The sequence below is a fragment of the uncultured Pontibacter sp. genome, from assembly GCF_947492645.1.
Taxonomy (GTDB): domain Bacteria; phylum Bacteroidota; class Bacteroidia; order Cytophagales; family Hymenobacteraceae; genus Pontibacter.
Genome location: NZ_CANLMZ010000001.1, coordinates 1 through 12,645, shown reverse-complemented (window position 1 = coordinate 12,645; position 12,645 = coordinate 1). Strand labels below are relative to the sequence as shown.

Annotated in this window: 8 protein-coding genes; 3 read left to right on the top strand and 5 right to left on the bottom strand. The window is 46.1% G+C overall.

Going from position 1 to position 12,645, the window contains the following annotated elements; translation table 11 throughout:
• The first annotated feature begins 18 nt into the window (after positions 1-18).
• The gene (locus Q1A23_RS00040) at positions 19-1,998 is read left to right on the top strand and encodes an OmpA family protein (RefSeq protein ID WP_299817686.1); all 1,980 of its coding nucleotides are present in this window, start codon (positions 19-21) and stop codon (positions 1,996-1,998) included.
• A gap of 135 nt (positions 1,999-2,133) precedes the next feature.
• Here the strand turns inward: Q1A23_RS00040 and Q1A23_RS00035 are convergent, their stop codons facing one another.
• A complete protein-coding gene (locus Q1A23_RS00035) occupies positions 2,134-3,324 on the bottom strand; it encodes a PQQ-dependent sugar dehydrogenase (RefSeq protein WP_299817683.1) in 1,191 nt (396 codons plus the stop codon).
• A gap of 167 nt (positions 3,325-3,491) precedes the next feature.
• On the opposite strand from Q1A23_RS00035, the gene Q1A23_RS00030 reads away from it, so the two are divergent.
• Positions 3,492-5,762, top strand: coding sequence for a TonB-dependent receptor (locus Q1A23_RS00030; RefSeq protein WP_299817680.1), 2,271 nt, complete (start codon positions 3,492-3,494; stop codon positions 5,760-5,762).
• Positions 5,763-5,773: 11 nt separating this feature from the next.
• On the opposite strand, the gene Q1A23_RS00025 is transcribed toward Q1A23_RS00030, so the two are convergent.
• The 3 genes from Q1A23_RS00025 to gcvP form a co-directional block, all read right to left on the bottom strand.
• The gene (locus Q1A23_RS00025; RefSeq protein ID WP_299817677.1) at positions 5,774-6,394 is read right to left on the bottom strand and encodes a DUF4136 domain-containing protein; all 621 of its coding nucleotides are present in this window, start codon (positions 6,392-6,394) and stop codon (positions 5,774-5,776) included.
• Positions 6,395-6,494: 100 nt separating this feature from the next.
• Positions 6,495-6,872 carry a hypothetical protein gene (locus Q1A23_RS00020; protein ID WP_299817674.1) on the bottom strand — a complete coding sequence of 126 codons (378 nt, stop codon included), beginning with the start codon at positions 6,870-6,872 and terminating at the stop codon, positions 6,495-6,497.
• A 458-nt stretch (positions 6,873-7,330) separates the two neighbouring features.
• Positions 7,331-10,249, bottom strand: a complete 2,919-nt coding sequence (gcvP, locus tag Q1A23_RS00015; RefSeq protein ID WP_299817671.1) for an aminomethyl-transferring glycine dehydrogenase — start codon at positions 10,247-10,249, stop codon at positions 7,331-7,333.
• Between the two features lie 261 nt (positions 10,250-10,510).
• On the opposite strand from gcvP, the gene Q1A23_RS00010 reads away from it, so the two are divergent.
• A complete protein-coding gene (locus Q1A23_RS00010) occupies positions 10,511-11,755 on the top strand; it encodes an NAD(P)-dependent oxidoreductase (RefSeq protein WP_299817669.1) in 1,245 nt (414 codons plus the stop codon).
• Between the two features lie 251 nt (positions 11,756-12,006).
• On the opposite strand, the gene Q1A23_RS00005 is transcribed toward Q1A23_RS00010, so the two are convergent.
• Positions 12,007-12,591: a hypothetical protein gene (locus Q1A23_RS00005; RefSeq protein WP_299817666.1), complete on the bottom strand. Its 585-nt coding sequence runs from the start codon at positions 12,589-12,591 to the stop codon at positions 12,007-12,009.
• Positions 12,592-12,645 lie beyond the last annotated feature (54 nt).

Here is a 12,645-nt window from a genome sequence, read left to right as displayed (position 1 = left end):
TCATAAGCCCTATACACGATGAACTATAAATATACACCCTTATATTTTGTACTAGCGGCCATGATGAGTTTGAGCACAGTAACTGCTCAGGCGCAAACAGAGCTGCGAAAAGCAAATAAACAGTACGAGAATTACGAATTTGCCCTTGCCCTGGAGAACTACCAAGTAGCTGTGCAGAAAAAACAGCCAGACCTGCAAACCACGCAGCGAATGGCAGATGCTTACCGCCTTACACGCCAAAGCCAAAAAGCAGAGCAATGGTACGAGAAGGTAGTGCGCATGCAAGGCCGTGAGCCGATGAATCTATACTTTTATGCGGAGGCATTGCGCAGCAACGGCAAGTATGAAGAAGCAAAAGAGCAATACATGCTTTGGGCAGAAGAGATGCCTGATAGAGAAGCCGCGGCACAGGAACTGGTTGCTGCATGCGACATTGCTTTGCTTTGGGCCCGTAAGCCCGCTGTGGCAGAAGTAGCGCCTTTGGCAAGTATAAACATACCAGGCTTTTCTGATTTCAGCCCGGCCCTGCATGGCAAACAGTTAATTTTCACCTCGGACAGAGGCCTGCAGACAAGCAGCAAAAGACCTGAAGTATACGGCTGGACCGGCCGCCCTTACCTGCAACTGTTTACAGCCCAGCAGGATGCCGCCGGAAACTGGGGAAGCCCTAAGGCGCTAGAGGAGGTTATCAACTCTAACTACCACAACGCTACGGCATCGGCGGCAGAGGATGGCAAGACTTTATACTTTACCAGAACACAGATGGTGCCTAAAACCAGCACTAACGCCGACCCGACCAGCTGGATAAAAGAACCAAGTATAAAAGAGTTTGTAAACAGACTGGAGATTTTTACGGCAGAGAGACAAGGCCAGACCTGGGCTAACATTCAGCCTTTTGCTTACAATAAAGTGGAGGAGTACTCTGTTGGCCACCCGGCCATCTCCCCGGACGGGCAGGTTTTATACTTTGCCTCTGATATGGAGGGCACAGTAGGCAACACAGACATTTTCTACAGCATTAAGCAAGCCGATGGCAGCTGGGGCAAACCAGTAAATGCAGGCCCTGCTATCAATACAACTGGTCGCGAAAGCTTCCCTTATGTTAGTGCAGATGGTAAATTATACTTTGCGTCAGATGGGCATGCAGGTTTTGGCGGTCTTGATGTATTTGAGGCAAAAGGCACACACGCAGCCTGGACAGAAGTGAAAAACGTGGGCGCGCCTATCAACTCGGCTAAGAACGACTACGGCATCATGTTCACAAAAGCCGGCGAGGAAGGATTGTTTTCTTCAAACCGCGATGCTGCAAACGGAACCGAAGACATCTATTCTTTTAAAATGCTGCAGCGCCCTGTAGTAATAGAGCTTATCACGCTGGAGCGCAAACAGAATACCCAGAAGAGAAATATAGAAGTACCGCTGCCAAACACAAAAATTGTTGTAGACCAAAAGAACCTAAATAAATCGGTGGTGGTTACTACTGATGAGAAGGGGCAGTATTTTATGGATGGCCGCGTTGGTGATAGCTTCATGATGAAGGGCACTAAGGCCGGCTACCTGACACAGGAAAAAGTAGCAGAAATACCAGCAACTGCCGGCGATACAGTACAAATTGCCATGCTGTTTGATAAAAATGAGCTGGAAAAAGCAATAGTGCTGGAGAATATCTATTATGACCTGGACAAGTGGGACATCCGCAGAGATGCAGCCAGGGAGTTGGATAAACTGGTAACTGTATTGAAAAATAACCCGGAGGTTAAAATAGAAATGAGCTCGCATACGGATAGCCGCGAAAGCGCAAACTACAATTTAGTGCTATCAGAGCGCAGAGCGCAGGCTGCCGTAGATTACCTGGTATCGCAGGGTATAGACAGAAACAGGTTAACTGCTAAAGGTTACGGCAAGTCGAGGTTGGTTAATGGCTGCGCCGATGGCGTATCTTGTTCTGAAGAAGAGCATCAGCTTAACCGCCGAACTGAATTCAAGATTATCAAATAATTGATATAAAGATTCTCATTAGCTTTCATAGTTTGGAAAGGCTCCGCAGTTTCTGCCGGAGCTTTTTTACTTTACACAATATCAGTAAGTATAAAGTATGGCCAACAGAAATTACTGCCGGCCATACTTTATACTTTATTTTTTGCCGGTATATGCCAGGCGGTATACTACACCATTGTCATCGTCAGAGATAAGTATGGAGCCATCCTGGTGGTGTGCCAAACCAACAACACGCCCAAACTGCTCTTTATTTCCGTTAAGTAAAAATCCTGTAACCAAATCTTCTACTTTAGCTGGCTTTCCGTTTTCGAACCGTACCCGCACCACCTTGTAGCCGGAAGGCTCTTTGCGGTTCCAGGAGCCGTGCAGAGTAACAATTGCATCTCCCTGGAACTCCTTCGGAAACTGAGAGCCTTTGTAAAAAATCATATCTAGCGGGGCGCTGTGAGCTGTGTAAGTTAAAGCGGGGAATTTTGTTTTCTTAGCATACTCTTCCCAACTCATGCCCATTGGTGGTTCGTCAGCTAAATTAGCTTTTCCGTTTTCATATACATAAGGCCAGCCATAATCTCCGCCGTCCTCCAGTTTATTTAGTTCTTCTTCGTGCACATCGTCTCCAAGCCAGTCTATGCCGTGGTCAAATCCCCAGAATTCTTTTGTTTGTGGGTGCCAGTCAAAGCCGATGGTGTTGCGTAAGCCTTTAGCATACACACGACGCCCAGATCCATCGGGCTTCATTTGCAGTATGGTAGCGCTTTCTTTGCTGGTTTCTTCGCAGGCGTTACAAGTGCTGCCCACCGATACATACAGCATGCCATCAGGGCCAAACTCTATGGTGCGGTTTGCATGCTGCCCGCCATCCGGCAGTTTATCTGCTATCATTTTAAGCTGGCCCAGCGTACCGTCCTTGTTTATATCAGCAGTATAAATTTCATTTACAGTTACCAGATAAGCTTTATTATCGCGCAGGGCGATGCCGTGCATTTTGTCTTTGGTGGCTACTACTTTTTGCTGGTCAGATTTGCCGTCTTTATTTGTGTCGCGCAGCATTGTAACAGTACCTTTATCACGGTCTGTTACATACACGGTGCCATCGGTGTGCACAGCCAGCATGCGGGGCTTGTTCAGGTTTTCGGCAAATTTAGTTATAGTGAAGCCTGTAGGCACTTTTAGCTGGCCTACGCGCTCAGCGGTGGCAGGCACTTTGGTTGGCTTAAAGATATTGCCCTCCATGGTAGCAGAAATGGGCTTTTTAGTATCTTGAGCCAGTACAGAGGCAGAAGTGAAGGCTAGGCAGGAAATAATTGCCAGAGTTGCTGTTTTCATAGTTTGTGTTCTAGTTTATACTTGTTTAGATGCTTAAAATGCTTCCGGTTTATTGTTTTACCAACAGCCCTGCTGTTTTGTTTCTGAAAGCACATTAGCAGAATCTCTGTTATGCAAGTAAACTTTAACGTTGCTGTTGCGTTTTCAGAGCATTATCACCCTACTTTATGAAGCTTAGATTTCTTGTTTATACTTTCCTGCTATGCCTGCCGCAGCTAGCAACGGCACAGAATATTTTATCCGGTTACGTACTGGATGCAAACTCGAACCTGCCCCTGGAGGGTGCAACAGTAACCGCCAACACAGGTGCGCAGGCCCTATCAAACTTAAATGGCTACTTTAGTTTAACTACAACGCCTGCAACAAAAAGCATGGTGGTTAGCCTGATCGGGTACAAGGCGCAGCGTTTAAGTGCACCCGCAGCCGGAGAAGAAGTAAAAATTTTGCTGCAACCTGATGCCGCCCGTTTACAGGAAGTGGTAATAACCGGCTACGAAAGCAACAGGCCGTTGCTGCAAACAGCAGGCGCTATTAGTATACTAGACAGGTCAAGTGTAGATCGGTTTGATGAAAGCTCGTTGGTAAGGGCTGTAAACACGGTACCAGGCGTACGTATGGAAGAACGTGCCCCTGCCAGTTACAGGCTCTCCATCAGGGGCAGCTCCCTGCGCTCGCCGTATGGCATCCGGAATGTGAAAGTATACTTTGATGGCATCCCTTTTACCGAGGCCAACGGTACTACGGCACTTAATCTGATTGATGCTGCTAATATTGGAAGTATAGAAGTGCTGAAAGGACCAACTGCAAGTATATATGGTGCAGGTACAGGCGGAACTATTCTACTTGAGCCACGCAGAGCTGCACCCGGAGAAACTTCGCTGCAGCTTGGTGCAACAACCGGTTCGTTTGGGTTCAGGAAGTATACGGCCACCGCAAGTATAGGCGCTGAAAACAGCAGTACACTAGTACAGTACTCCAAACAACAGTACGATGGTTACCGCGAACAATCAGCCGTAGACCGCGATGTGCTGCTTATCTCTTCGAAGTTTACGCCTTCCGAAAAACGTACCATTACTGCCAATCTCGTTTATTCTGATTTATACTACGAGCTACCCGGTGGCCTGACGCTGGAGCAGTATAATGATAACCCACGGCAAGCACGTGGCGGGCAGTTTGGTAGTGTGCTGCAAAATGCCTCTATCGACTTGGAGGGCATAAACGTTGGTTTAAAGCAGGAGTATAGATTTAATGACAAGCTGCGCAACACGACTAGCATCTACGTACTGCACAAGTTTAAAGACAATCCCTTCAACACCGATTACGAACGCAACACAAACCAGGAAGTAGGCGCGCGCAGCAGCTTTGCCTACGATGCCATTCTTGGAAGTATAAATGCCACTTTTACGCTGGGAGCAGAATTCCAAAGAGGATTTGAAGTGGCTCGCACCTACGATAACAACGGAGGTACTCCCGGAGATTTGCGTACCGATGATGAAGTGGTGGCAAAAGCAGGATTTGTGTTTGCACAGGCTGAGTTTGAGTTGCCCGGCGCTATTATTGCCACAACTGCGCTTAGCCTGAACGACACAAAGTATGAAATTACCCGGCTGCAGCAAATCAGCAGCGGCAACTACAAGTATAACCGCGACTTTGAAGCCGTGCTTTCTCCGAGAGTAGCCTTGCTTAAACGTATTACTCCTAAAATTTCAGCACATGCCAGTATCAGCTCCGGTTTCTCTCCTCCCACAGAAGAAGAGATCCTGACATCCGACGGCACATTAAACGAAGACCTGGAGGCTGAAAGAGGCACAAACTACGAGGTTGGTCTACGCGGATTTGCAGGCAAACTTAGTTTCGATGTAGTGGGCTTTTACTTCAGACTGAAAGAAACAATTGTAAGCAGGCAGGATGTATCGAGTGTGGCTGTTTTCAGGAATGTGGGCTCTACGAGCCAAAAAGGTATTGAGGCGAATACAGCTTATACTTTATGGGAGCAGCCAGAGCAGCAGCTTAGTTCCGTTAAAGTATGGGGTAGCTATACTTACAGCCATTTCCGCTTTAAAGATTACCAGAAAGATGAAGACGATCTATCTGGTAACAAACTGACAGGTGTGGCCCCTCACGTAGCAGCAGCAGGTGTAGACGTAGGCACAAAGCTTGGGGTATACTTTAACCTGACTTCTAATTATGTGGATGCGTTGCCCCTAAACGACGAGAATACTGCTTTTGCCGACCAATATTTCATACTTGGCACCCGTGCGGGAATCAGAAGGACTCTAGGCAGTAAGCTAAAGTTGGAGGTTTTTGGCGGAGTGGATAACCTGACAGATGTAAAGTATAGCCTTGGTAACGACCTGAATGCATTTGGAAGTCGCTTTTACCAGCCGGCCCCGAAACGCAACTACTATGGTGGAGTTAATTTAAGCTATACTTTATAGGCAGGTAAAACTTAACGAACTGTGCTAGGAACTGGCGGAAACTGTGCCATGATGCTTGCAACCGCCCTGTTAAGTTTGCTTACGTCTATTGTAACGGGGTCAATTTCCGCATCAAAAGCGCCACGCCATACTACCTGGTTTGTGTTAGGGTCTATCAGGTCAATCACAAGCGAGCCAGGTGTGTATGTTCCGATGCTCCTGAAATCATCTAAACCATCGCCGCTGTACCTAAACCTATAGCCATACCAGTAACTATACCCATAACCAAAGCCTGGCTCTATCGTGTTGGCGGTGGGTGCATCTTTTGGTGTGTCAATGGCGATATCATATGCAACCAATAAACCTGGACTCTCTGCACTTGGTTTAATGCCTTTTTTTACCATTTCGCTGGCAATAGCCTCTTTTATACGCTGGTCTAGCAAGGTACTGTACAAATCACCTCCGCTTCCTTGTTTAGGTGCGGGTACTTCGGCAGGATGCCAGGTAAAAGTTTGGTATACTTTGAAGTTTGCAGTAGGGTCGAAGAGAGATTGTACGTTTACGGTTGGGGTGCAGCCTGTGCAAAGAAGTATAGCCAGAAGTATAACCGATTGCTTAAAGCTGCTAGATGGTAAGTGTGAAAGTAGAGCCATGGTTTTGCTGTAGATTTCTCATTGGGTAGCTATACGCTATCAAGAGAGTTTACGGCTAAACAACGGACTGGAGTTTGTTTAGTATAGCAAGGAAAGGCAGTTAGCGCTTGTTGCGGCGTTTAGGCTCTTGTAGAGCTAGTTCTTTTGTTACCCATTTTTCTAGCGCAACTGCCATAGGCTCCTCTACTGATGTAGGCGTAGCCAGGATATCCATTGGTCTAGCAGCAGTATTATCGCCAAATACATAACCTGTGGCAGGTAATGCGCCCAAATGCTGTTTTGTTTCTACAGCGTACTCCTCCTGATCAGCGTTTTTTGCCTGAGAGCCTTTTAATACCTGGTGGTACTGAGCAGTTGTAAGTATGGTGTTAGAAAAGTGAAGCGATAAACTATTGAACGTTGCAACCTGTGCTGACGACTGCGTAGCTATGGAAAGTAGAATAACTAATGTAAGTGCTGCAGTTAGCAATTTTTTCATAACAAATATTGATTTTGTTCAGGTTGTTGTTTTGACGGCACAAAGGTATAAAATAGAAGTGTAATTACATAGCAAGCGTTATATATTTAGTTTAATGCATACTGTGTAAAATGCTAAATTAAAGGTCGTGTATTGTACTATAATAGGTGTGGCTTGTTTTAATGCTTGTTAAAGCTGGTTTTGTTGATGCTAGAGTATAACTTTTGCAGCTTGTAATTTTTGCTGTATTTTATTTTTTAATTGAAGGATTAATTAAATTGTTTGTCTGGCGATGGCTGTGTGGCAGTACAATCTTATAAACGTTAAGTATAGTTTATAGACTTATCAGCTCAGATTAAAGCTGTATATCAGGAGAGTTTTGCTCTGTAGTGGTGCAAGTATAATGAGCTTGAATCTAAGTAAATAAGAAAGCCTGACCATGTGGCCAGGCTTTCTTAAAGTATAAGTGATGAGATAGGTTAGCCTATAGCTACCATCTCATTTCCATTCTCATTGTAAGCTTCAATCGGAGCGCAAGAGCAAACCAGGTTACGGTCGCCGTACGCGCTGTCGATTCGGCTAACTGTTGGCCATACTTTATTGTCGCGCAGGAACGCCATTGGGAACACGGCTTTCTCACGAGAGTAAGGTTTTTCCCAGTTCTCTACCAGCACTACTTTCTGCGTGTGTGGCGCATTCTTCAGCACATTGTTCTTCTGGTCTGCTTTGCCAGCTTCGATCTCACGAATCTCTTCACGTATCGAGATCATCACTTCGCAGAATCGGTCCAGTTCTTCCTGTGCTTCAGATTCCGTAGGCTCTACCATCAAAGTACCCGCTACCGGAAACGATACAGTTGGCGCATGGAAACCATAGTCCATCAAACGCTTCGCGATATCTTCTACCTCTATGCCATACTTCTTGAACTCACGGCAATCCAGAATCATCTCGTGCGCGCAACGGCCGTTAGCACCAACATAAAGTACAGGGTAGTGCTTCTCTAAGCGAGCTTTGATATAGTTCGCGTTCAGGATAGCCACCTTCGTAGCTTCAGTCAAGCCATCGCCGCCCATCATAGCAATGTAAGCATAAGAAATAGGCAGGATAGACGCTGAACCCCAAGGCGCAGCAGATATAGCGTTGATAGCCTCGTTACGACCCAGGTCAACTACAGCGTGGCCAGGCAGGAATGGAGCAAGATCTTTTACCACACCGATAGGGCCCATGCCAGGACCACCGCCACCGTGAGGGATACAGAACGTCTTGTGCAGGTTCAAGTGGCAAACGTCAGCGCCAATGTGTGCCGGCGAAGTTAAGCCTACCTGAGCGTTCATGTTGGCACCGTCCATGTAAACACGGCCACCGTTGTCATGTATTACCTGGCAGATCTCGATGATAGACTCCTCATATACACCGTGTGTAGATGGGTAGGTCACCATTAAGCAAGACAGCTCATTCTTATACTGCTCAGCTTTCGCGCGCAGGTCAGCTACATCAATGTTACCTTTCTCATCGCACTTAACTATAACAACCTTCATACCGGCCATTACCGCAGATGCCGGATTAGTGCCATGTGCAGAAGATGGAATAAGCGCTACGTTACGGTGATGATCGCCGCGCGATTCGTGGTAAGCACGGATAACCATCAGACCGGCGTACTCGCCCTGTGCACCTGAGTTAGGCTGCAACGAAACCGCATCGAAACGCGTGATCTCACACAACCATGCTTCCAAGTCTTTAAAAATCTGGGCATAACCTTTCGTCTGATCAGCAGGAGCAAATGGATGCAGCTGACCTATCTCTGGCCATGTAACCGGGATCATCTCGGCAGTTGCGTTCAGCTTCATGGTACAAGAACCCAGGGAGATCATCGAGTGAACCAAAGAAATATCTTTGTTCTCTAGGTATTTCATATAGCGCAGAATCTCGTGCTCAGAGTGATGCTTGTTAAACACTTCGTGCGTCAGGTACTCACTCTTACGGATCAGGCCGTCAGCCCAGGTTACATCCGTTTCTTCCGGTAAGGTATCTACAGTTAATACGTCAGCAGACTTACCAGCCACTTTCGCAAACACAGCAAGTATAGCTTTTACATCTGCCAGGTTGGTGTTCTGGTGAAGTGAGATACCAATGTTATTCTCTCCGAAGTAACGGAAGTTGATACCTGCTGCTTCAGCCTCTGTACGGATAGCTTGCTGCATGTCGGCGCTTTCAACAGCTATCTTCAGCGTATCGAAATACTGCTCGTTCTGCTGCTCAAAGCCTAATGCTTTCAGGCCTTTCTCCAGTTGCTGCGCTAAAGCGTGTGTATTCAAACCGATATACTTCAGGCGACGTGGGCCATGGTACACGGTATACATACCGGCAATAACAGCCAGTAATACCTGAGCCGTACAGATATTAGAAGTAGCTTTTTCACGGCGGATGTGCTGCTCACGAGTCTGCAGGGCCATGCGGTACGCCTTGTTGCCGGCTGCATCCACCGAAATACCGATGATACGGCCTGGAATAACACGCTTGAAAGTATCTTTTGTAGCAAAGTAAGCTGCATGCGGACCACCAAAGCCCATTGGCACACCAAAACGCTGGGTAGTACCAACTACAGCATCAGCACCCATCTCACCCGGAGGTGTTAATAAAGTAAGCGAAAGGATATCGGCAGCAACAGCTACGAACATTTCCTGTTCGTGCGCTTTTGCTATAAAGTCTGTATAATCAAAAATGGCACCGTCGGCAGCAGGGTACTGTACCAAAGCACCAAACAATGTCTCGTCCGCAAAATCAACCTCACGGTGATCACCTATAACCAGCTCAATGCCGATCGGAATAGCGCGCGAAGAAAGTATATCTATAGTTTGTGGGAGCACCAGCTCCGATACAAAGAAGCGGTTAGCAGCTTTGCGGGCACCTTTACGGTTAGCATAGAACATACCCATGGCCTCAGCAGCTGCAGTACCTTCATCCAGCAACGAAGCGTTGGCAATTTCCATACCGGTCAGGTCCATTACCATTGTCTGGTAATTGATCAGCGCCTCTAAACGGCCCTGTGCGATCTCAGCCTGGTAAGGCGTATAAGCAGTATACCAACCCGGGTTCTCCATAATATTACGAAGTATAACCGGTGGCATTATAGTATCATTATAACCCAAGCCGATATACGACTTGTATACTTTGTTCTGCTTCGCGATCTGCGAGAACTGGTTCAGGAACTCAGTTTCGGTAAGTGCTGCAGGCAAGTTTAACGGATTTTTAAGGCGAATGGCGGCCGGTACGGTCTCCTCAATCAGTTGGTCCAGCGAGTCTACCCCGATGGTCTTTAGCATGTCCTGCATCTGCTCTTTGTCAGGGCCGTTATGGCGCTCCTTGAACACGTCTGCAGGTTTAGTTTTGAATATCATAACGATGATCTATTGACTGGGAATAATGAGTTTAGCATTGAAAAAGATTAACAACACATGTTGATCTTTTATTTTCTGCAAAGTAATAGTAAATGTTTATTATATTGAAGCATCAAGACTAAATAGTTAGGTCTTAAAAAGCTTACACTATATATAATAGTGTAAGCCTTAAACCAGGCTTTACTATTACTACTAATGCCGCTTATCTTTTACTTGATCGTAACAAATCTTATTGCTTAACAATTCAAGAATATATAATTCATGAGCAAGCTTAAAATCGGAATCATAAAAGAAGGAAAGGTGCCTGTTGATAAACGCGTTCCGTTAACCCCTAAAAAATGTGTGGAGGCCTTACAGGAATTCCCGGAGATGGAAATTGTAGTGCAGCCAAGTGATATCCGATGCTTTACTGATGCAGAGTATAAAGAGCTGCAAATTCCGCTGCAGGAAGATCTGAGTGATTGTGATATCCTGATGGGTATAAAAGAGGTTCCTGTTGAGCAACTGATCCCAAACAAAACCTACTTTTTCTTTTCGCATACTATTAAGAAGCAACCTCACAATGCGAAGCTGCTAAAGGCCATACTTGATAAGAACATCACCCTGATTGATTATGAAACATTAACGACATCAGAAGGACAGCGTATTGTTGCGTTTGGCCGCTATGCTGGTATAGTAGGCGCCTACAATGGTATGCTAACCTATGGCAAAAAGCATAAGTTATTTAACCTGAAGCCCGCTTACTTATGCCACGAAATGGAGGATATGCAGGAGGAATACTTCAAGGTGAAGCTGCCGCCAATAAAGATTGCCGTAACAGGCGGCGGGAGAGTAGCCGGAGGGGCGATGGAAGTGCTTGATAAAATGGGAATTCGAAAAGTAAGTGTATTTGACTACTTATATAAGCAGTTTACTGAGCCGGTGTATGCACAACTCCATTCTGGCGACTACAACAGCCGGCCAGATGTGGAAGTATGGGATTCGCCGGATTTTTATGCACACCCAGAGCTGTATCAGAGTACCTTCCGCAAGTTTACAAAAGTAACCGACCTGCTAATGGCCTGCGCTTACTGGAACCCAAGTGCACCTAAGCTATTCACAGAAGAAGATACGCGGAAACTAGATTTTAAAATAGATACCATTGCAGACATTACCTGCGATGTGGATGGGTCTATACCGACGACAAAGCGGGCAACCACTATTACCGAACCGGCCTATGATTATAATCCGGAGACTGGAGAGTTAGAAGAAGCTTATAGCAGCAAAAGCAATATTACTGTAATGGCTGTAGATAACCTGCCTTGCGAATTACCCAGGAGTGCTTCCCGTGATTTTGGCCGACACCTAATAGACAATGTATTCCCTCACCTGTTTAATGGTGATAAAGACGGAGTACTTGAACGCGGTACTATTGCCAGAGCCGGTAAGCTAACTGAGTTGTACAGTTACCTGCAAGACTATGCGGATAACATAGCAGAGGTTAAGACGAAAGAAAAGGCTGTATAGTATAGTATAGTATAGTATAGTATAGTATAGTATAGTATAGTAGTGATCTAAAGGAGAGATAAGAAAAAGAAGAGTTGAAATGAACTATAATGCTATGTCAAAAGTTAGCAACTTACGGCTTTGTAAAAGGAGTATAGCTCCAGCGGGGAGCTGATTAAAAGAGTGAGAAAATAATAGGCTTCAAAATCAATCGGTTAAGCTATTTGGCAAACTATTTTGCGTGGCGGCTATTGACTTTATAAAACTCTTTTCTACTTTTGCATCCCGGTTCGGCAGGAACGGGGGAGTTGGAAGAGAGAAAAGGCGCTGGAAAAAGCCCCGTGGCTGCTGCAGAGGCAGATTTCTTCCGAGAAAAACTTTGAAATTTTTTCACCCTTGGGTGTTGCGGATTCGGTAAGAGTTATTACCTTTGCATCCCGGTTCTGAACGAGGGCCGAAAGTTGGAAGGAGGCTGAAAAGCTTCGGAAAATTTCCTGAGAAAAGCTTGCAACGGATTGGGAAATGTTTCTTACCTTTGCAGCCCGCTTCGAAGAGAAGCCCCGGGGAAAGCTTTGGGAAATAGAAAAAAATACTGAAATAAATTGTTGCGAATTCGGAAAGTGTTTCCGACCTTTGCACCCCGCAAAAGAGCGAACGGCTCTGACGGGAAATTGAAAAGAGAGTATCACACGGCAGCGTGTCAGGCGGAGAGAGTAGCTCTCCGGCAAGTTCTTTGAGAGATTGTTGAGACAAAAAGAAAATAAGACAAGATAGGTAATCCGCGCGGGGCGGGCAGCGATGCCACCCGCGCCGGCTCCTTCGGGAGCCAAAAGAAGGCCGGGATCGGACAGACACATTTTGCAGCCTTCGGGCTGCAGTAAAGTTTTTTACAATGGAGAGTTTGATCCTGG

Excerpts from the sequence above, each read along its gene's own strand:
- Q1A23_RS00040 (WP_299817686.1), top strand. The coding sequence starts at position 19 with ATGAACTATAAATATACACCCTTATATTTTGTACTAGCGGCCATGATG.
- Q1A23_RS00035 (WP_299817683.1), bottom strand. The coding sequence starts at position 3,324 with ATGAAAACAGCAACTCTGGCAATTATTTCCTGCCTAGCCTTCACTTCT.
- Q1A23_RS00030 (WP_299817680.1), top strand. The coding sequence starts at position 3,492 with ATGAAGCTTAGATTTCTTGTTTATACTTTCCTGCTATGCCTGCCGCAG.
- Q1A23_RS00025 (WP_299817677.1), bottom strand. The coding sequence starts at position 6,394 with ATGGCTCTACTTTCACACTTACCATCTAGCAGCTTTAAGCAATCGGTT.
- Q1A23_RS00020 (WP_299817674.1), bottom strand. The coding sequence starts at position 6,872 with ATGAAAAAATTGCTAACTGCAGCACTTACATTAGTTATTCTACTTTCC.
- gcvP (WP_299817671.1), bottom strand. The coding sequence starts at position 10,249 with ATGATATTCAAAACTAAACCTGCAGACGTGTTCAAGGAGCGCCATAAC.
- Q1A23_RS00010 (WP_299817669.1), top strand. The coding sequence starts at position 10,511 with ATGAGCAAGCTTAAAATCGGAATCATAAAAGAAGGAAAGGTGCCTGTT.
- Q1A23_RS00005 (WP_299817666.1), bottom strand. The coding sequence starts at position 12,591 with ATGTGTCTGTCCGATCCCGGCCTTCTTTTGGCTCCCGAAGGAGCCGGC.